General features: G+C 69.5%; 21 protein-coding genes. 14 read left to right on the top strand and 7 right to left on the bottom strand.

Features of this window, described 5'->3' with window-relative positions; genetic code table 11:
- Positions 1-10: 10 nt before the first annotated feature.
- Positions 11-319: a YciI family protein gene (locus tag ACFU5O_RS06735; protein ID WP_384237201.1), complete on the top strand. Its 309-nt coding sequence runs from the start codon at positions 11-13 to the stop codon at positions 317-319.
- Between the two features lie 10 nt (positions 320-329).
- On the opposite strand, the gene ACFU5O_RS06730 is transcribed toward ACFU5O_RS06735, so the two are convergent.
- Entirely contained in the window at positions 330-1,439 is a 1,110-nt protein-coding gene (locus tag ACFU5O_RS06730; protein ID WP_384237199.1) for a WD40/YVTN/BNR-like repeat-containing protein, read from the bottom strand.
- A 210-nt stretch (positions 1,440-1,649) separates the two neighbouring features.
- Here ACFU5O_RS06730 and ACFU5O_RS06725 point away from each other — a divergent pair, with 210 nt between their 5' ends.
- From ACFU5O_RS06725 to ACFU5O_RS06710, 4 genes are all read left to right on the top strand, one after another.
- Positions 1,650-2,066 carry an SsgA family sporulation/cell division regulator gene (locus ACFU5O_RS06725; RefSeq protein WP_384237198.1) on the top strand — a complete coding sequence of 139 codons (417 nt, stop codon included), beginning with the start codon at positions 1,650-1,652 and terminating at the stop codon, positions 2,064-2,066.
- Positions 2,067-2,398: 332 nt separating this feature from the next.
- Positions 2,399-4,039 carry an ABC-F family ATP-binding cassette domain-containing protein gene (locus ACFU5O_RS06720; protein ID WP_384237195.1) on the top strand — a complete coding sequence of 547 codons (1,641 nt, stop codon included), beginning with the start codon at positions 2,399-2,401 and terminating at the stop codon, positions 4,037-4,039.
- Positions 4,040-4,241: 202 nt separating this feature from the next.
- Entirely contained in the window at positions 4,242-5,018 is a 777-nt protein-coding gene (gene ddaH / locus ACFU5O_RS06715) for a dimethylargininase (RefSeq protein WP_384237192.1), read from the top strand.
- 181 nt (positions 5,019-5,199) lie between these two features.
- Positions 5,200-6,174 carry an acyl-ACP desaturase gene (locus ACFU5O_RS06710; protein ID WP_384237189.1) on the top strand — a complete coding sequence of 325 codons (975 nt, stop codon included), beginning with the start codon at positions 5,200-5,202 and terminating at the stop codon, positions 6,172-6,174.
- 76 nt (positions 6,175-6,250) lie between these two features.
- Here the strand turns inward: ACFU5O_RS06710 and ACFU5O_RS06705 are convergent, their stop codons facing one another.
- Positions 6,251-7,582, bottom strand: a complete 1,332-nt coding sequence (locus tag ACFU5O_RS06705; protein ID WP_384237186.1) for an SDR family NAD(P)-dependent oxidoreductase — start codon at positions 7,580-7,582, stop codon at positions 6,251-6,253.
- Between the two features lie 110 nt (positions 7,583-7,692).
- Here ACFU5O_RS06705 and ACFU5O_RS06700 point away from each other — a divergent pair, with 110 nt between their 5' ends.
- Genes ACFU5O_RS06700 through ACFU5O_RS06685 form a run of 4 tightly spaced genes read left to right on the top strand, consistent with a single transcriptional unit; the run spans position 7,693 to position 10,495 of the window.
- A complete protein-coding gene (locus ACFU5O_RS06700; protein WP_384237184.1) occupies positions 7,693-7,995 on the top strand; it encodes a hypothetical protein in 303 nt (100 codons plus the stop codon).
- On the top strand, positions 7,988-9,199 hold the full coding sequence (locus ACFU5O_RS06695) for a hypothetical protein (RefSeq protein WP_384237181.1): 1,212 nt from the start codon (positions 7,988-7,990) through the stop codon (positions 9,197-9,199). The genes ACFU5O_RS06700 and ACFU5O_RS06695 overlap by 8 nt, the downstream gene beginning before the upstream one ends.
- Before the next feature lie 10 nt (positions 9,200-9,209).
- On the top strand, positions 9,210-9,893 hold the full coding sequence (locus tag ACFU5O_RS06690) for a hypothetical protein (protein ID WP_384237180.1): 684 nt from the start codon (positions 9,210-9,212) through the stop codon (positions 9,891-9,893).
- A complete protein-coding gene (locus ACFU5O_RS06685; protein WP_384237179.1) occupies positions 9,890-10,495 on the top strand; it encodes a hypothetical protein in 606 nt (201 codons plus the stop codon). The genes ACFU5O_RS06690 and ACFU5O_RS06685 overlap by 4 nt, the downstream gene beginning before the upstream one ends.
- Here the strand turns inward: ACFU5O_RS06685 and ACFU5O_RS06680 are convergent.
- The 3 genes from ACFU5O_RS06680 to ACFU5O_RS06670 form a co-directional block, all read right to left on the bottom strand.
- Complete coding sequence (locus ACFU5O_RS06680; RefSeq protein WP_384237177.1) at positions 10,474-10,746, bottom strand: WhiB family transcriptional regulator; 273 nt, start codon at positions 10,744-10,746, stop codon at positions 10,474-10,476. The genes ACFU5O_RS06685 and ACFU5O_RS06680 overlap by 22 nt on opposite strands.
- Before the next feature lie 69 nt (positions 10,747-10,815).
- Positions 10,816-11,607 carry a VOC family protein gene (locus ACFU5O_RS06675; protein ID WP_384237176.1) on the bottom strand — a complete coding sequence of 264 codons (792 nt, stop codon included), beginning with the start codon at positions 11,605-11,607 and terminating at the stop codon, positions 10,816-10,818.
- A gap of 41 nt (positions 11,608-11,648) precedes the next feature.
- Positions 11,649-13,073 (bottom strand): phytoene desaturase family protein, encoded by a 1,425-nt coding sequence (locus ACFU5O_RS06670; RefSeq protein ID WP_384237174.1) that lies wholly within the window; start codon positions 13,071-13,073, stop codon positions 11,649-11,651.
- Between the two features lie 12 nt (positions 13,074-13,085).
- On the opposite strand from ACFU5O_RS06670, the gene ACFU5O_RS06665 reads away from it, so the two are divergent.
- Positions 13,086-13,286: a hypothetical protein gene (locus tag ACFU5O_RS06665; RefSeq protein WP_384237173.1), complete on the top strand. Its 201-nt coding sequence runs from the start codon at positions 13,086-13,088 to the stop codon at positions 13,284-13,286.
- Positions 13,287-13,305: 19 nt separating this feature from the next.
- A complete protein-coding gene (locus ACFU5O_RS06660; protein ID WP_384237172.1) occupies positions 13,306-13,773 on the top strand; it encodes a hypothetical protein in 468 nt (155 codons plus the stop codon).
- An 86-nt stretch (positions 13,774-13,859) separates the two neighbouring features.
- Here ACFU5O_RS06660 and ACFU5O_RS06655 read toward each other — a convergent pair whose 3' ends face one another.
- On the bottom strand, positions 13,860-14,660 hold the full coding sequence (locus tag ACFU5O_RS06655) for an alpha/beta fold hydrolase (protein ID WP_384237170.1): 801 nt from the start codon (positions 14,658-14,660) through the stop codon (positions 13,860-13,862).
- A 61-nt stretch (positions 14,661-14,721) separates the two neighbouring features.
- On the opposite strand from ACFU5O_RS06655, the gene ACFU5O_RS06650 reads away from it, so the two are divergent.
- Complete coding sequence (locus ACFU5O_RS06650) at positions 14,722-15,159, top strand: MarR family winged helix-turn-helix transcriptional regulator (protein ID WP_384237169.1); 438 nt, start codon at positions 14,722-14,724, stop codon at positions 15,157-15,159.
- Here the strand turns inward: ACFU5O_RS06650 and ACFU5O_RS06645 are convergent, their stop codons facing one another.
- Positions 15,160-16,182 carry a multicopper oxidase domain-containing protein gene (locus tag ACFU5O_RS06645; RefSeq protein WP_384237167.1) on the bottom strand — a complete coding sequence of 341 codons (1,023 nt, stop codon included), beginning with the start codon at positions 16,180-16,182 and terminating at the stop codon, positions 15,160-15,162.
- 193 nt (positions 16,183-16,375) lie between these two features.
- On the opposite strand from ACFU5O_RS06645, the gene ACFU5O_RS06640 reads away from it, so the two are divergent.
- A complete protein-coding gene (locus ACFU5O_RS06640) occupies positions 16,376-18,886 on the top strand; it encodes a ThuA domain-containing protein (protein WP_384237165.1) in 2,511 nt (836 codons plus the stop codon).
- Between the two features lie 41 nt (positions 18,887-18,927).
- Positions 18,928-19,529, top strand: a 602-nt coding sequence (locus ACFU5O_RS06635) for an OmpL47-type beta-barrel domain-containing protein (RefSeq protein ID WP_384237778.1), incomplete at its 3' end; no start/stop codon positions are given.

The following is a 19,529-nucleotide window of genomic DNA, read 5'->3' as shown; positions in this document are numbered from 1 at the left end:
CCTGCTGATCATGTTCGTACTGGAATTGACCTACACGGCGCCCGTCGAGCGTGTCGACGAACTCCTCGACGCGCATGTGGCCTGGCTGGACGCTCTCTACGAGGAGGGCCTGGTCATCGCGTCAGGACGCAAGCATCCTCGTGACGGCGGTGTGCTGCTGGCCGTCGGGGACGACCGCGCACGGATCGAACGGATCGCGGCGGCCGACCCCTTCGTCGCCGGCGGCGTGTGCGAGTACCGCATCACGGAGTTCTTCGCGACGAAGACCGCACCCGGGCTGGAGCGGTACCGGCAGCAGCTTCCCGGTCAGAACGCGTAACGGCCGGCGCTCACAGCGTCCCGGGGCGGAACTCCAGCCGGGCGATCCTGCCCTTCTCCCCCGACGCCCAGCACCCGAAGTCGGGCGTGCAGTCGACGGTGTCGTACGACCCGCTGTCCACGATCCGCCAGCTGTGTCCGCCGTCCGTCGTCAGGTCCGTGCCGGTGGGGCCGACGGCGAGCGCGGCGGTCCGGCTGTGCGGAAGCCAGGCAACTCCCGAGCGGTAGGCGGGCGGCGAGGTGGTCGCCTGCTGCCAGCTGCGCCCGCCGTCCCGGGTCACCGCCCCCGCCTGCGGCGAGGTCTGGCCGGTCCGGTAGTCACCGCCGACCGCGAGCCCGTGCCGGGGGTCACGGAAGGCGAGTCCGAAGACTCCGCGGGCCGAGTCCCCGGCCGGGACGGTCGACGCGGCCGCGGTCCAGTGCAGTCCGCGGTCGGCGGAGTGCAGGACGCGCGCGGTGGCGCCGCCACCCGTCGCCAGCCACACGTCCCTGGGACCGGCGCTGACCAGACACTGGCCGCTCGCCGCGAACCCCGCCTCGCCCGGCTCTGCGGCCGGCATTCCGTCGCTCGGCAGCACCTTCCACGACTTCCCGCCGTCGCCCGTCGACAGGATCCGGTACTTGCCGTCGACGGGATCGCTCATGGCGAGGCCATGACGGCTGTCGAAGAAGGTGAGGCAGTCGTAGAACGCCTTCGGGTCGGTGTTGCGGAAGCTCTCGGTCCAGGTCGCCCCGCCGTCGCCGGTACGGAAGACCCGCGACGCCTCGCCCTCACCGATGGCCAGCACCACGGCACGCCTGCCGTCGAACGCCTCCACGTCCCGGAACTCGAGCTCACCCGCCCCCGGCGGAGACACGTTCCGCCAGCTTCGGCCGCCGTCGGTCGTACGGAGCACCGTGCCCTTGGAGCCGGCGGCCCACGCGGTGTTCCTGCTGACCGCGGCCAGCCCCCGGAACCGTACTTCCGTGCCGGTCTGCTTGAGCTCCCAGCGCGGGACACCCCGGTGGTGCGCCGCCTGTGCCGCCTGCGCCGCCTGTGCGGGGACGGCGAGGGCCGCGGCGAGCGCCGCCCCGCACAGTCCCACGGAAACCGTTCGTCTCGTCTTCCCCATGGACGTCATGGCGCGCGAACGTAGCCCACCACAGGCACCCGGTCCAGACCGCCTCCCTCCCGGACCGTGCGACATCCGGTCCGGCGCCCGGCGGGCTGCGCTCGGTGACGCAGGTCACGCCTGCGACCTCCTCCGACGGATGCACGGATTCGGTCGATCCGCCGTCTACTTCTGTGCGAGCAGGCGTCGCCGCGCCGCAACCTAGAGAGGGAGCAGGCCTTGTCCACCATCATCGAGCAGGCCGTGACGGCCCGTCTGGTCGCATCCGCGCCCCGGATGGAGTCCGTACCCGCCACCCTCCGCTACGACCGCGCGGATCCGTTCGCCGTCAGCATGGAGTTTCCCGCCCCGGCGACCCTGGAGGGCACCGAGGTGTCCTGGGCGTTCTCGCGTGAGCTCCTCGCGGAGGGCATGGACGCGCCCGCGGGCGTGGGTGACGTACGGGTGCGCCCCTACGGCTACGACCGCACGGTGGTGGAGTTCCACGCACCCGAGGGCACGGCGATGGTGCACATCCGGACCTCGGAGCTGCGGCGGTTCCTCGAGCGCGCCGAAAGGCTGGTCCCGGCCGGACGCGAGCACCTCTATCTCGATCTCGACGAGGACCTGGCCGAGCTGATCCGCGACGCCTGCTGACGCACGACGCCACGCCGACGCCCCGACGCGCCCTGCCTGCGCCCGACGTCTGCTGACGCGCGACTCCCGCTGCCCCGGTGCCTGCTCAGTTAATCGGTTGCCCACCGTCCTGCCCGGGCGTAACTTCGATATCGGCCCTGCAGTCGTTGATCGGAGAAGGACATTGCTCGTCTGAGGTCTTGAGACACCGTGTGACGCGGCTTCTGCCCGCGTGCCCGTGTGCGACCTCGGCGTACGAGCCGTCCCGTCCCCCGGACCAGGGCCTTTGTGCTGTCCCGACCGGTGTCTCACCCGTTGCTCATGTCTTCTTCCACCGCAACAGGGAGGCCCTAGTGTCTGTCTTCCCCACCTCTGTCACCTGCACCTCGCTCTCCTTCTCCTGGCCGGACGGCACCCCCGTCCTCGACGACTTCCAGCTGGCCGTCGGGCCGGGCAGGACCGGTCTGATCGGTCTCAACGGCTGCGGGAAGTCGACGCTGCTGCGCCTGATCGCGGGTGAACTCACGCCCACCGAGGGCACCGTGCGTGTCGCGGGCCAGATCGGACATCTCCCGCAGAATCTGGTCCTCGACACGGCTCTGCGCGTCGACGAGGCGCTCGGCGTGGCCGCCACCCGGGCCGCGCTGCACGCCATCGAGGCGGGCGATGTCCGCGAGCAGCACTTCACTGCGGTCGGCGACGACTGGGACGTCGAGGAGCGGGCGCGCGCCACGCTCGACCAGCTCGGGCTCGGACACGTGGGCCTGGACCGGACCATCGGCGAGATGTCGGGCGGCGAGTGCGTGCTGCTACGGCTCGCCTCACTGCTGCTGGCGCGCCCCGACGTGCTGCTGCTGGACGAGCCGACCAACAATCTGGATCTGTACGCGCGGGGACGGCTGTACGACGCCGTGGAGACCTGGTCGGGGGTGATGATCGTGGTCAGCCATGACCGTGAACTGCTGGAGCGGGTCGACCAGATCGCCGATCTGCGCGACGGCGAGGTGGCCTGGTACGGCGGCGCCTACTCGGACTACGAGGAGGCCCTGGCCGTGGAGCAGGAGGCCGCCGAGCGGTTGGTCCGGGTCGCGGAGGCCGACGTACAGCGGCAGAAGCGCGAACTGGCCGACGCCCACGTCAAGCTGGCCCGCCGCAAGCGGTACGGACAGAAGATGTTCGAGAACAAGCGCGAGCCCAAGATCGTGATGGGGGCGCGCAAACGGCAGGCTCAGGTCTCGGCGGGAAAGCACCGCATCATGCACACCGAGAAGCTGAGTGAGGCGAAGGAACGGCTCGACGCGGCGGTCGAAGCCGTGCGCGACGACGACGAGATCCGGATCGAGCTGCCGTACACCAAGGTGCATCCGGGCCTCGGTGTGCTGCGGCTGTCCGGTGTCGAGCTGCTGTACGGCGCCCGGGTGGCGGGGGAGTTCGAGATCCGCGGTCCCGAACGGATCGCGCTCGTCGGGCGGAACGGCGCCGGCAAGACGACACTGCTGCGCACGGCGGCCGGGGAGCTGGAGCCGGTCGCGGGTGAAGTGGCGGCCCAAGTGCCGTTGCGCTTCCTTCCGCAGCGGCTGGACGTGCTCGACGACGGGTTGAGCGTCGCCGAGAACGTGGCCCGTTTCGCGCCGTCCGCGACGGACAACGCGATCCGCGCGCGGCTGGCGCGGTTCCTGTTCAAGGGGGCGCGGGCGGACCGGGCGGCCGGGACCCTGTCGGGCGGGGAACGGTTCCGTGCCGGCCTCGCGGCGCTGCTGCTCGCGGAGCCCGCTCCGCAGCTGCTGATGCTGGACGAGCCGACGAACAATCTGGACATGGCGAGCGTGCGGAGTCTGACTGCGGCGCTGGAGGCGTACGAGGGAGCGCTGATCGTGGCGAGCCACGACGTGCCCTTCCTGGAGTCTGTCGGCATCACCCGGTGGCTGGTGCTTGACGGTGAGCTGCGGCCCACGACGGCCGACGAGGTACGCCGGGCGCAGGCCGTGGAGTAGCAGGCGGGCGAAGGTGAGGCGGGGCGCCGGAACCGCCGCGGCCGGTCCGCCCCCGCAACCACCGGTCCGCCCCCGCCACCACCTGACCGGCCCAACTCACCGCACGTGACTCCGGGCCCGCCCCCGACCGGGTCTTTACGGGACCGGGGCGGTGCGGCTAATGATGGGCGCCGTCACCCCCCGAGCCCGCTCAGGAGACCCCGTGCCGAGCAGAAGAGCCCTGATCCGACGCCCGAGCCCGCGCCTGGCCGAGGGCCTGGTCACCCACATCGAGCGCCGACCTGTCGACGCGGAGGCCGCCCTCGCCCAGTGGGAGGCGTACGCGGACGCCCTGCGCGAGCACGGCTGGGAGACCGTGGAGACCGAGGCGGCCGACGACTGCCCGGACGCGGTGTTCATCGAGGACACCGTGGTGATGTTCCGGAATGTGGCCCTCATCGCCCGGTCAGGGGCCGAGTCCCGCAGGCCGGAGACCACGGCCGTCGAGGAGACCCTGGCGAGGCTCGGCTGCTCGGTTAACTGGGTGTGGGAGCCCGGCACCCTCGACGGCGGCGATGTGCTCAAGATCGGCGACACGGTGTACGTGGGCCGCGGCGGGCGGACCAACGCGGCGGGAGTGCAGCAGCTGCGGGCGGCCTTCGAGCCCCTGGGCGCACGCGTGGTCCCCGTACCCGTGTCGAAGGTGCTGCATCTGAAGTCCGCAGTGACGGCGCTGCCGGACGGGACCGTGATCGGATACGGCCCCCTCGTCGAGCAGCCTTCCCTCTTTCCGCGGTTTCTGCCGGTGCCGGAGGAGTCAGGGGCGCATGTCGTGCTGCTCGGGGGCGGGAAGCTGCTCATGGCAGCGAGCGCGCCGAAGACGGCCGAGCTGTTCACCGACCTCGGATACGTCCCGGTTCCGGTGGACATCAGCGAGTTCGAGAAGCTCGAAGGATGCGTGACCTGTCTCTCGGTTCGCCTCCGAGACCTGCATACATAACCGGTCGTAGCCGGACGTAGCGAACACGGGCTTGGCCCATGGCTTACCGGGCCTTTAACCTACGGTTTCGTAACCTACGAGGCCGTAGGTATTGAAGCCTGCCTGCCCTACCGTGGAGTGGACGGGTCCACAGCCTCGTCCGCTTACGCCCCCGATATCTCTCCCGTCCCCAGGAGTACCCGTGACGATCACCTCTCCCCACCTCGGCAGCTCGGAAGCGTGGACCGACGCCCGGCTGCTGTACGCGCTGGAAGAAGTGGTGGAGAAGGAACTCAACCGGCATCTCAAGATCGCCAAGGACTGGATGCCGCACGAGTACGTCCCCTGGACGGACGGCCGGAACTTCCCGGGGCTCTTCGAGGACGGCGAGGCCTGGGAGCCCGGCCAGTCCAAGGTCACCGACATCGGCAAGATCGCCCTCGTCGTGAACCTGCTCACCGAGGACAACCTGCCGAGCTACCACCACGAGATCGCGACGCTCTTCGGCCGTGACGGCGCCTGGGGCACCTGGGTGCACCGCTGGACGGCGGAGGAGGGCCGGCACGGCATCGTCATGCGTGACTATCTGCTCACCTCGCGTGCCGTCGACCCGGACAAGCTGGAGCAGTTCCGGATGACGCACATGGCGGAGGGCTTCGAGTCCGACAACCGTCACTCGATGCTGCACTCCGTCGCGTACGTGGCCTTCCAGGAGCTCGCGACGCGCATCTCGCACCGCAACACCGGCCACCAGTCGGGCGACCCCGTCTGCGACCGGATGCTGGCGCGGATCGCGACCGACGAGAACCTGCACATGGTCTTCTACCGGAACCTGCTGGGCGCGGCCTTCGAGCTCGCCCCGGATCTGACGATGCAGGCCGTACGCGATGTCGTGGTCAACTTCCGCATGCCCGGGCACGGGATGCCGGGCTTCGAGCGGGCGGCGGCGCAGATGGCGATCGGCGAGATCTACAACATGCGCATCCACCACGACGACGTGCTGCAGCCCGTACTGCGGTTCCTCAAGGTCCTGGAGATCGACGGGCTCGGCCCCGAGGGCATGAAGGCACAGGAGGAACTGGGCCTGTACATGCGCGGGCTGGACTCCGAGGCCAGCAAGTTCGACGAGAGGCTGGCGGCGCGCAAGGCGCGGATGGCCGCGCGCGCCACGGGCTGACACGTGCCCCGGGGGGCGGGCGGCGCGATTCCGGGAGGTGCGTCCCGGCGCGCCGGCCGCCCGCCGGGCACGGACGTCACCAATCGGCCTCGCGGTAGTCCTTCAGGAAGACTCCGGCGACCGGCGTCCCCGCCTCGCCCCGCACGATCGGGTCGTACACACGCGCCGCGCCGTCCACGATGTCGAGCGGAGTGCGGGTGCCGGCCGCGGCGATGCGCGCCTTTCGCGGGGCGGGGTTCTCGTCCGTGATCCAGCCCGTGTCCACACTGCACATGTGCACACCCTCGGCGGCCAGTTCCCGTGCACTCGTACGGGTCAGCATGTTCAGGGCCGCCTTGGCCATGTTGGTGTGCGGATGGCCACCGGTCTTGTTGCGCACGGCGAACCGGCCCTCGACCGCCGACACATTGACGATGTAACGACGCGGGCGCGGTGACGCGAGCAGCAACGGCAGCAGCCGGTCGCACAGAAGCGCGGGTGCCAGGGCGTTGACGAGCTGGGTTTCGAGGATCTCGGCGGGGTCGAGCTCCCCGATGCGTGCGGACCAGGAGTTGACCGGGGACGGGTCGGGCAGCAGTCCGGCCTCGTCCGCGTCGGGAAGCACGAGGTCGAGGGAACCGGAGGGCCCGCCGACGGCCGCCATGGTCGCGTACCCCGGCGCGGCGAGCACCGCGGGCGGTGGTGAGCTCCCCTCCCCCGCGGCGAGCAGAGCGTACGACTCGGGTGGCCGCCGTATCGTCTGGGCGGCGTTGTTGACCAGTATGTCGAGGGGCTCGCCCTGCGCACGGAGCCGGTCGCACAGCCCGAGCACCTGGCGCGGGTCACGCAGGTCGATCGCGACGACGGTGAGCCGCCCGAACCACTCCTCACTGCCCTCCGCCGCACGGAACCGGCGCAGCGTGTCCCGGGGGAAGCGACTGGTGACGAGCACCTCTGCGCCGTCGCGCAGCATCATCAGCGCCAACTGGAAGCCGATCTTCACCCGGCCGCCGGTGAGCAGCACACGGCGGCCGGAAAGGTCGGTGCGCAGGGCCCGGCGTGCCGCGTTGTCACGGGCGCAGTCGGGGCAGAGACGGTGGTAGAACGCGTCGGCCTGTCGGTACAACGACTTGCAGACATAGCAGTGCCGGGGTTTCAGATACTTCCCCGGACTCCCCTCCCGCATCGCCAGCGCGGTGTCCTCACGGCGGTCGAGCGCACCGGTCGCGGTGGCGGCGCTCAGCTCGGCGTCCGCGTCCGTGTGCTTCTGCCGGCGTGCCTTTCGCCGCTTGTTACGGCTCTCCCGCGCGAAGGACGCGGCGAGTTCTTCGCCGCGCATCCGACGAGGGTCGTCCAGGGGCAGCGCCCTCAGCTGTCCGACCATGCGGCCGAACGCCACCAGCTCCTCGTCCGTGATCCGGTCACTCATGCTCGTTGATCGTAATGATGCCCACCGGGGGTCAGCATCCTGTTATCCCACCACTCGTAAGACGTACGGCATTTCTGCGCTTTGGAGATGATCTGCCATGGTGGTCCGCCATGAGCCGTGATCTCCAGGTGGACACCGACCAGTTGGGCCGCTTCACCCACGCACTTCAGGAATCCCTGACCTCGCTCGGCGAGGCAAGACGCGCTCTGGAGCATGTACGCGCCGATCAGCTCGGCACGAAAGAGCTGGACGAGGCGTGCGACGGCTTCCAGGAGCGCTGGAAATACGGCGCCGATCAACTGGGCGAACGGATCGGCACCGTCCATGAGGGCGTCAAGGCCGGTCATGGGGCCTACAGCGAGATCAATCGCGCCATCGAGGCGGCGTTCAGGGCGGTGGCACCGGGTGCCTGACACGGCCTTTCCGTATCTGGGTCGGGACCCGGCCCCTGGCAGCCCGACCGAGATCGCGGCCCTGCGCACCAAACTGGCCGCGTCCGCCGCGTCCCTCGGCACGGCCCACCGCCTCGTCGAGCGCCTGCTCGGCGAGAGCTCCACCTGGCAGGGTGAGGCAGCGACGGCCTTCCGCAACGCCCTGGACGGCGACCTCCCGCGCTGCCTCCACAACGCGCACCGCTCGCTGTCCAAGGCCGCGACACGGCTCGGCACGTGGCACGACGACCTGATCGGCTACCAGGCGACGGCCCGTACGTACGAGTCGCGCGCCAGGCTCGAGTCGACGGCCCTCACCAACGCCGAGGCCCACGAGTCCTCGACCCGCGCCCGCCCCGACGCGCCCGCGACGGACCTCGCGGCGGCGATGCAGGGGGTGACACAGGCCCGTGAGGCGCTGGCGGGGGTGCGGAAGCTCGCCCGTGAACTGGAGGAGACGCACCGGCTGGAGGCGGCGCGGATCGCGAAGGAGCTCGGCGAGGCGACGGAGAGGCTGGCGCCGGTGGAGCCGGGGGCGTTCGACGGGGTGTTGAAGTGGGTGGACGAGAACTTGGGTGATGGCCTGAGCACGCTGTCGGCTGCGTTGGGGCTTGTCGCCGTCTTCGCAACGGGCGTGGCAGTGCCCTTGCTCTTCGTCGCCGCTGGCCTGAGCCTCGCCGCCCTCGTCGTCCATGCCCGGGACACAAAGGTGCAAGCCGCGCTCAAAGGTGGGTTCACCAAAGGAGAGTTCGACGGGAAGTTCTGGGCAGCCTCAGCGGCTCTCACCGGCGATGCCCTGGGTGCGGTGCCGGGACTGGCCGCCGTGTCCAAGGGGGCGGTGGGGGCAGCACGGGCCTCAGCCGCGGCGGGCGAGGGCTTGTCCCGGCTCCATGCAGGGGTTCGGAGTTTCGGAACAGGTTCCAACGAAGCGATGCAATCCATCAACGATGCCCCGAAGCCACTTCTGGACTGGACGGTTCGCAGCTCCGGCGAGCGAGTGTCGTCACAGTCGCTGCAAGCAGGCGTGGCGGGGACCGGCGTTGCGACGTCGAGTGTCGGACTCACCTCCTTCGAGGACCAGGAGGGCGTTCAGGCCGGTGGAGCGACCATTGATGGCGCCCGCCTTGGCACTTCGGACGTACCCAACCTCTATTCCGCTGCCCGCGCATGGTCACAGGCTCGTTAGAAGGTTCGCCATGGACATTCCCGTATCCCCTCAGCTGGTCGACGGTTGTTGGTTCTCCCTTCCACCCGGATACCACGACATCGATCCAAACAGTCTTGAGCATTTGAGAGTGCAGTTGGAGCAGGAGCTCCCCCTCGTCCACGACGACCCCTCGGTAGCCATGCAGCGGTTGCGCGAAACCGGTGCTCTTCTCCGCCTTTTGGATGAACTGTACGAAGCGGGCACCATGCACGCCGCCTTCGGCCTCCATACCGGATTGGAGGGCGAGTTGTGCGTGTCCGTACTCACGCTGTCCGACGTGGCCACCGGCGCGCCGAATCCAACACTGGCAGCCGCGCGGTGCAGCATCGATCTGGCTACCGGAGAGTTCGGCGTAGTTGTCGACCGGAGGCAGATCGACCATTCTTCGGGCCGGCCCGCTGCACTCACAGCGCGGATGCTGCCCCAGTTCCCAGCTCACCTGCTGGCGGCCACCGGAATCGAAACTCGCGCGCCCGACGTCTTCCAGGCTCGTTTGGCCGTGGCCAGGCCCTACGGATCCCGAGTCGTAGTCATCGATTTGACAACGTGCGCCACCAACATGGCGACGGAGTACACGGATATCCTCTTGGGCATCGGACAGACGGTCAGCTTCGTGGATCCCGCATCCGAACCAGCACTCCCCCCGAGTCGTCTGCTGGAGGTGTTGCTGTGACCCGCCTCCCGGCACCGGCCGTCCCGATGTGCAAGGCCGCGTTCGAGCATCCTGCGACCACGAAGGCTTACCGCAGGCTTGTCAGGAGACGTGGCGGCTGGTGTGCCGCGTCGATCATCGGCCCTGCCCTGTTGACCACCGCATGTATCTCGCTCCAGAAGACTGAAGTCGCGATCTCATGGGTCGCCATTACACTCCTCGTCTCGCTACCCGTCATCCCCTTTCTCGCGATGGGTCTGCTAGGCGCGCCGCGCATGGCACGCATCCTCCAGTGCTACCCCTGGCGCGCGTATCCCTGCAGGTATGTCCCACGAAGCCGGGACTACGTCCTGGTGCTGACCATCGCCCCGAACCATGAAGTGGCGATCTACACCGTCCCATACCGGTGCGACCTCCGGCACAAGCAGAACGGCCATGTCGAAGTCATCTGGTTCGCCGGTGATCCCACGTGCGGTGGGGTTGCGTCCCCCGCAGGCGGCCACTTTCCACAACGGGTGGTTACGAAACCGCCGAACCGTGATGAGCCTCAACCGTCGCCCGACGACGTCGCCGAGCGCGCCGGGCTCGCCAAGAACGGCCGTTACCTGCGGCCCTGGTTCTGATCGCGCCTCAGCCGGAGCCTCTCCTTCTCCGACAGCCCGCCCCACACCCCGAACCGCTCGTCGTTCGCCAGCGCGTACTCCAGGCACGCCACCCGCTCCTCGCACGCTCCGCAGAGCTGCTTGGCCTCGCGGGTGGAGGAGCCGGGAGCGGGGAAGAAGAACTCGGGGCCGGCCTGGGCGCAGAGGGCTGATTCCTGCCACGAGGGCTCGCGCTCGGTGCTGGCGGTCATGGTGATGGTGGTGATCGGCATGCGGGACACGTTGCCCGCCGCCGATAAACGCGCCATCAATGGACGATCAACGGGTGGGCCTCGCGGCACTCACCCGTACGACACGCTCTTCATGACCGCGAAGCGCGCGCCGTAGGGGTCGGCCAGTTTCGCGATGCGGCCCACGTCCTCCAGGTCCAGTGGCGCCAACCGGACCTTACCGCCGAGTTGTTCTGCCTTCGAGGCGGTCGCGTCCGTGTCGGCGACCTCGAAGTAGGGGAGCCAGTACGGGCCGTCGGCCGCCTCGGCCGGGTCTGCTTCCAGAGGGACTAGGCCGGCGAACATTCCGTCCGGGCCCTCGCCCGCCGGGTTGACCGTGGTGTACGTGTCGCCGCTCGGGATCGGGATGCCGTACTCCTCCCAGCCGAACACCGAGCGGTAGAACTCGAATGCGGCCTCCGTGTCGGGTGTGTAGAGCTCCGCCCACCGCAGCGAACCCGTCTCGTTGACCACGTCCAGGCCCTTGTTGGTGCCCGGTTGCCAGGTGGAGAAGCCCACACCCGCGGGGTCCGAGAAGACGGCCATGCGGCCGAGGTCGAAGACGTCCATGGGCTCCGCACGGACGGCTCCCCCACCGTCCCTGACCCTTTGGGCCGTGGCGTCGGCGTCCGGTGACTGGAAGTAGATGTTCCAGTCGGACGGTCCCTGCTCGGGCGGTACGGTCATCCCGGCGGCCGCGGTTCTCCCGGCGAGCTGGAACATGCCGTAGCCGCCTGCCTGGGGGCCTGCCGACTGGAAGTTCCACCCGAAGAGTCCGCCGTAGAACGCACTCGCTCCCTCGAGGTCGGGGGTCCCTAGGTCGACCCAGTTCGGGGAGCCTGTGACGTAGCGCGTGGTGAGCATGGTGCGTTCGCCCTTTCCTGGGATCCCCTCTCACGAGTCTGCTACCGATCGCGCCGCGCCGCACGCAGTGCCGACCGGGCGGCGTTGTACCCGCACATTCCATGTACGCCTGTGCCCGGCGGAGTGGCTGCCGAGCACAGATACACCCCGGGGATACCGGTGCTGTACGGATCGAGGGTCGCGCGGGGACGCAGGACGAGCTGGAGCGGGTCCGTGGCGCCGGTGATGATGTCGCCGCCGACATGGTTCGGGTTATAGGCCTCGGTCGCGGTGACCGATCGTACGGCCGTCGCGACGATCCGCTCCCGCACGCCGGGCGCGAAGCGGTCGAACTGCCGCAGTACGGCTTCCGTAGCGTTCCCGCGATAGCCGTTCGGCACATGGGCGTACGCGTACACGGGATGGATTCCGCCACGCGACCTGCCGGGATCGGCGAGATACTGCTGCGCCACCAGCACGAACGGCCGCTCGGGCATCCTCCCCCGGTTGATCTCGTTCTCCGTGTACGCGACCTCTGCGGCCGACCCGCCCAGATGCAGGGTCCCGGCGCGCCGGCAGGCTTCGTCCCGCCAGGGCACACCCCCTTCCACCGCGAGATCGACCTTGTACGCGCCCGGCGCGTACCGGAAACGGGCATAGGCCCGCCGTACGCGGGCGGGCAGCCGGTCTCCCGCGATCCGCAGCACGCCTGCGGGTGCGAGATCGAGCAGCATGGTGCCGTTGGGCGGGAGCTGGTCCAGGGAGTCGATCCGTACGCCGGTCTCGACCGTTCCGCCGAGCTCCTTCAGCCGGGAGATGAGCGCATCGCTGACCGCGCGCGATCCGCCGCGGGCGACCGGCCAGCCGTGCGCGTGGCACGCGGCGGTCAGCACCAGCGGGATCGCGCTGGTGAGCGGACGGTTCTGCGGATGGAAGCCGTGCGCCGCGAGCCCGGCGAACAGTGCCCGCGCGGTTTCTGTGCGCCAGCGCCGGGCGAGTACGGCGGCGGGCAGCGCGGCACGGAGACCGTACCGGGCGAGGTGCACAGGGTGCTCGGGCACGTGGGTCACCGGCCGCATGATGTCGGTGAGAAGGGCGTCGAACCCGCCTGCGAGCGGGCCGAAGACGCCGCGCCACGCAGCACCGTCAACGGGGCCGAGCGCGGCGGCGGTGGCGTCGAGCGAACGCAGCATCAGCCCCGGCGGCCCGGTGTCCAGAGGGTGCGCCAGATCGACCTCGGGCCAGGCCCACTCCAGGCCGTGCCGGTGGAGTCCGAGAGAGTTGAAGAACGGCGATGCGACTGCGGTGGCGTGGACGGCACAGCAGTGGTCGTGCAGAAGTCCGGGCAGGGTGACTTCACCGGAACGGCAGCCCCCGCCGGGCTCGTCCGCGGCTTCGAGGACCGTGACCCGCATGCCCGCCTGGGCGAGAGTCACCGCACCCGCAAGTCCGTTGGGGCCGGATCCGACGACAGTGGCCTCCGCCATGCCATACAGCGTATGGGGAAACAGGGTGGATCGCCGCTCCGGACGGATGCCTTCTGCCGCCTCGCGGCGGCACGGGCGCTCATCGGTGCGGGCCTGCCGACGGAGGAGGCTTCCACCGACCGGCAGCCCTCTCTCCATCTCGTCGCCGCGTCACCCGTGACGGTGGTCCGGCCGGGAGTCACCACCGCCCGCGCCATGCCTGCGGGAGGGTAAAAGGATGCGCCTCCGGAACATGCCCCTCGCACTCCTCGCCCTGCTCACCGCAACCGGCTGCGTCTCCGTACAGGGCACGCAGGAGCCCCGGACGCCCGGTCTCGGCCCCGCGGGCAACCACTCCTCCTCGCCTCTCACATCACCGCGGCCCCCGGTGCGCGAGGAGCTGACGAGTACCGGACCGGAGGCGCGGGAGGAGCGGGACCGTACGGGCGGAGCAAAGGACGAGGGCCGCCCGGCCGCGCAGGACCCGAAGGACGGCGTGCGGCACGCACCCGCTCCGCCCCGGCAGGCCGAACGGCCTGTGCCTCCGGTCCGCCGTACTCCGCCCAGGACCGGGTCCCCTCGAAAGCACCGTCCGGCCGGCGGTGCAGTCCGGCCAACGCGTCCGCGCCCCGGCTACGACATGGCCGGCCTGTGCAGGGAGTCGGCAGGCGTGGCGGACCCGTCGCTCACTGCCCTGTGCCGCCGGAACTTCGGCGGCTGACCGGCGGCCACGTCGCGTTCACCGGTCCGCCCGAGGTGCTGCGGGTGCATGGCCGGGGGAAGGCGGTCCTCCACGGCGATCCGCGGTCAGCGAGCGCTGTCGGCGTCCGCGCCCGTTCGGGAAAGGTAGGTGTCGATCAGGGCGAAGGTGGCTTCCGGCTGTTCCACCTGCGGGAGATGGCCCGCTTCGGGGACGACCTGGAACCGGCCGTCGGGAAAGGCGTCGGCGAATGCCGCGCCGTAGGCGGGGGTGACGATGCGATCGCTCTCTCCCCAGAGCAGCAGGGTGGGAAGGTCGACGCGCCGCAGGCGGCGGAGCAGTTTGGGGTCATGCATGTAGGGGTCGCCCGCGAGGACCTGCATGGCGGCCTGGTTGGCCTGCCGGACGGCGAGCCGGCCGGCGGGGACGTCGGCGGGATCGACGTAGAAGCGGTCCGAGTCGTGCCAGGCGTACTCCGCGACGCCGCGGGCGTCGAGCGCGAAGAAGTCGGTGATCGGCTCGCCCTCCACCTGCACTCCGACAGCGTCGATGAGGACGAGTCCGGTGATGAGTCCCGCGGTGTCCCGGACGGCCATTTCGGCTGCCGCCCAGCCGCCGATCGAGGAGCCGACGACGAGGACGTCGCGAAGCCGGAGGTCCTGCAGGTGGTTCAGGTAGGCGATCGCGAGATCGTCGATGCCGGTCAGCCACGCAGGGCGAGGCGCGCCGTTCCAGCCGGGAAGCGTGGGCGTGATGGTGTGCATGGTCTGCGCGAGGTGATCCGCGAGGCCGACGACCGTGGCCGGCCCCCCGCCACCGTGAAGGATCAGGCAGGGGCGGCCTGTTCCGGCCTCGGTCAGGGTGAGGGGCAGGTCCGGGTACAGGGCGACTGTGTTGTCTCTGGGCATGCCCCCACCCTAACTAAAGATGTTTATATAAGCTAGCTTAGTCATGCTCTAGACTGGGCCCATGCCCGATGAACTGCAGGTCCTCGGAAGAGCGGTGAAGCAGGCCCAGTACAAGCAGCACCGGGCGCTCGACAGCCGGCTTGCCGCCGTCGGCACGACACTGGCCCAGTGGGACGCGCTGCGCGCGATCAGCCGTTCGCCCGGAGCGCCGGCTCGCGCACTTGCCGCGGCGACGTTCCAGAGCGAGCAGGCATTCGGAGCCCTCGCCGGCCGACTGGTGGCCCTGGGCCTCATCGAGCGCCGACCGGGCAACGGGCGGCGCATCGAGCACTACCTCACCGCGGCCGGCGAAGAGGTGCTGAGCGCAGGGCACCGGATCGCCGACGAGGTCCTCGCCGCGTGCTACTCCGCCCTGTCGTCGGCCGACCGCGCGACACTGCTCGAGCTGCTTCACCGCGTCGACGCAGCCGAGGCCCCCGACCGTCGGCAACGCTCGTGATCAATGCGCCCGGTGGGCATGACCTCCCGGCCCGGGGGACCGCCCGCCCTCGTCCTTCGCGACCGCGTGGTGCGGCTCGTACCCGGGGATCGTCCCGTCCGGTTTCGCCACCAGGAACAGCCCGGCCATCCCCATGTCGGAGTGGCTCTGCACATGGCAGTGGTACATCCAGGCGCCGGCACCCACATGCTCCCCGGCGATGATCTGGAAGCCGAAGGAGTCGGCCGGTCCCGTGATCTTGTTGTCGATGACACGTGACGGATCGTCGGGGCCCGTGAGCAGGCCGGTCCTGTTGTCCGCCCAGCGATGACCGTGCATGTGGAACGTGTGGTAGTACTCGCCGTGAGTGATCATGACGATCTCGACCCGCTCGCCCACGGTGGCACGGAAGTCCGGGCTCTGGTGCCCGGGCTTGTTGTTGATCGTCATGTCGTTGAAGACGATCGTGAACTGCTTGTCCGGAAGGATGTCGCCCGTGCGCCGCACCACCACCGGGCCGTACAGCCCCTTGCGGATACCGCCGGTCCCGTGGTCGGTACCCACCACATGGTCGTGATAGTGCCAGTAGCCCGCACTCCCGGGCCGCCATGTGCCGTCCTTGCGCTTACCGGGGGCGTGGGTGCGCCAGGTGTAGGTGCGGGTGCCGCCCGGCTCGACGTGGCTGCGGTTCAGCCTGGTGCCGTCGCTCGCGATGTCGTAGTCGACACCGTGGACATGGAGACTGGCGGGCACGTCCATCGTGTTCTCGAACTCGATGTGCAGGGTGTCGCCCTCGATCAGCTCGATCACCGGTCCCGGTACGGTCGCCTTGCCCTTCTCCAGGCCGTAGCCCATCTGACCGTCCGCCAGTTTCTCGGCGTACAGCTTGAGATGGCGTACGACGCCGCCCGCCGGGGCAGTCTTCGGTGCGTCGGCTTCGGCGGAGCTCGCGGCGGGGACGGCAGCGAGCGACAACGATGTCGCACCCGCGGCCGCAGCCGCGCCGCCGGCCAGCACGCGCCTGTTGAAACTCCGTCTGTCCATGCGAACTCCCCAATGCAGAAAGGAATTTGCGCCGCTCGGAAATCGGGCCGGGCGGCACACGGTAGCCGGGTGATCTTCGTTTATCCACCGTCAGGACAAAGTTCGTCGTATCGCGGCCGTACCTATTGGCGTCTCGCCAAAAGGGGTCTAGCTTCACGCCTGTTGCTGTGACCTATGAGGGGTGGGTGAACACATGCACCGTGCACCACATCACCGGTCGAGATACCGGCGCGGACCGGGCGCAAGGCGCGGGGCCGCGGCGGCCGTGCTGGCAGGGACACTCGGAGCGTCCCTGCTCGGCGGAACCGCCGCCACGGCAAGGCCGTATCCGGATCCTCCCACGACCGGCGCGACAACGTTGTCCCTTCCCTCGCCGCCGGGCGGGGCCAATGTCCGGGTGCTCGTCTTCCATGCCTCTGCGACCGAGGAGTCGCCGGCCGTCGACGCAGGTATCGCGGCGATCGAGCAGATCGGACAGTCCGGACCTGCCACGGGCCGGTTCCGTACCGACGCCACCGACGACGCCTCCGTCTTCACCAACGCGAGGAAGCTCGGCAAGTACAACGCCGTGGTCTTTCTGACCGGTGGCGGTGATGTGCTGGATCCCGAGCAGGAGGCAGGGCTGGAGACGTACATGGAGGCCGGCGGTGGCTTCGTCGGCATCCATGACGCGGCCCGTACCGAGCCCTACTCGGACTGGTTCACGGGCCTGGTCGGGGCCAGGCCCGCCACCTCGCCGACCGCGGTCCAGCGCGCGGTCGTCGAGCTCGGGGACCGGCAGCACCCCGCCACGAAGGAACTGCCCCTCAACTGGAAACGGCCCGACAGATGGCTCAACTGGACGGTGAACCCTTCCGGTTCGGTCCATACGGTGGCCCGGGTCAAGGAGAGCTCGTACCAGCCGGGCCAGGGAGCCAACGGCTGGGACCACCCCGTCTCCTGGTGCCGTGACTACGACGGCGGCCGCTCCTTCTACACCGGGATGGGCGGCACGGCCGACTCCTACGCCGAGACCGACTTCCGCGACCACCTGCGGGGCGCGCTGGCGTGGACCTCCCGGATCTCCCGCGCCGACTGCAAGGCCACCATCACCTCCAACTACACGGCCGAGCGCGTCACCCAGCCCAATCAGCCCGGGCAGAACGACCAGATCGGCGAGCCGCACGGCCTCGTCGCCGCCCCCGACGGCCGGATCCTCTACATCGGACGCGGCGGCGCCGACTCGTCCAGGCCGGTCGTGACCGACTGGAACAACCCCGACATCGGCAAGGGCCAGGGCGAGATCCACGTCTTCGACCCGAGGACCAAGAAGGTGCGGCTCGCGGGCGCGCTCACGGTCTTCGGCAACAAGGGCGGCGGGGACGAGCTCACCAAGAACGAGGAGGGCCTCCTCGGTATCGAGCTCGACCCGGACTTCCTGACCAACGGCTGGGTGTATCTCCACTACACGCCCCATGCGCGCATCAACCGCGACACACACATGGCCGAGCGCTACGTCTCCCGCTTCACCCTCGATCTCGCCACCAACACCCTCGACCCGGCGAGCGAGAAGGTGCTGCTGAAGTGGCCGGTCCAGATCCACAGTTGCTGTCACTCGGGCGGCGGAATGTCCTGGGACTCCAAGGGCAATCTGTACATCGCGACCGGCGACAACAACTCGTCCGGCTTCAGCGGCGGCTACTCGGGCAACAACCCGGAGCCGAACTTCAAGGGCGTCTCGTTCGCGGACGCGCGCCGCACCGCCGGCAACACCAACAACCTCAACGGCAAGATCCTCCGGATCCACCCGGAGGACGACGGCACGTACACGGTCCCCGAGGGGAACCTCTTCACCGGCAAGGAGCCGGACGAGGGCGGCGGAAAGACGCGCGGTGAGATCTATGTGATGGGCGTCCGCAACCCGGCCCGGATCTTCGTCGACAGAACGACCGACATCCTGTACGCGGGCTGGGTCGGCCCCGACGCCGGTTCGCCGTCCACCACCTGGGGCCCTGCCAAGTACGACACCTTCGCCGCCATCACCAAGGCGGGCAACCACGGCTGGCCGTACTGCATGGGCAACAAGCAGCCGTACCGGGACCGCAATCTGCCGGATCCGAGCAAGCCGCTCGGCTGGTACAACTGCGACGCGCCGAAGAACGAGTCACCCAACAACGACGGCCTCGTCACTCTGCCGCCGATCACCTCCAACACCATCTGGTACTCGCCGCAGGGCGGCGGCCCCGACTACCCGCGCGACGCCGCAGGCGTACCCAGCTACAAGGTGGAGGAGCAGAAGCTGCTGCTGCCGTGGCTCAAGGGCGGCGGTCAGGCGACCATGAACGGTCCGGTGTACCGGTACGGCGGGACAGCGAGCGATCCTGCCGTGCGCTGGCCCTCGTACTGGGACGGCAAGTGGTTCGTCGGCGACTTCTACGACGGCGACCAGCCGCGGCATGCGGTGCTGACCGATCCGAAGACCGTCGGCAAGGGCGGGCTCCCGGTCCACGCCGAGTCGCTCAAGAAGATCGTCCCGGTCGGCACGAACGGCATCCGCAACCTCATGGACTGGAAGTTCGCGCCGGACGGTTCGCTGTACGTCCTGGACTACGGACGCGGCTTCTTCACATCGGACTCCAAGTCGGCGCTGTGGCGTGTGACGTACAAGGGCGGCGAGCCGACCCCGGCCGCCGATCGGCTCGTGAGGAAGGCGGCGGCCCAGTGAGACTCGTCCGGCATCGACAACTGCGCCTGTGGACCGCGCTGATGGGTGCGCTGGCCATGGTCCTGGGGCTGACCTCGACCGTCGCGTACGGACGCACCGACGACCGGGAGGCGGGCGCGGCGGCCCAGGTGCTCACGTGGACCGCGGGCGACCCGATCGACCGCTACCTGTCCTTCCCCACCACCGCGGTGGCGGGCCCGACGACGATCGTCTTCGAAAACAGCAAGGCGACCGGCAACACCACGGGCATGCCGCACACCCTCACCTTCGACGTCTCCGACCCGGAGTACAACAACGACGTCCCGCTGAACATCCTGGCCAATCCCAGTGACGACCAGGGCGGCAAGTACACGGTGGAGGTCACGCTCACTCCCGGCCGTTACCGCTTCCACTGCACGATCCCGGGTCACGGGCAGATGCAGGGCATCCTCACCGTGGCCGAGGGCGGCGGGGACGACACGACGGCACCGGAGACCAAGGCCTCGGTGGAGGGTGAGAAGAACGCCGACGGCGCGTACATCGGGCATGCCACGGTGACCGTGTCGGCGACGGACGCGGGCTCGGGGGTGGACAGGACCGAGTACGCGATCGGGGCGGGCGGCCCATGGCAGCCCTACACCGCACCCGTCATGGTCCACGAAGT

This window comes from Streptomyces sp. NPDC057445 (assembly GCF_042802855.1).
Taxonomy (GTDB): domain Bacteria; phylum Actinomycetota; class Actinomycetes; order Streptomycetales; family Streptomycetaceae; genus Streptomyces.
The sequence above is the reverse complement of the archived record's forward strand: the minus strand, read 5'-3'. Positions and strand labels throughout refer to the sequence as shown.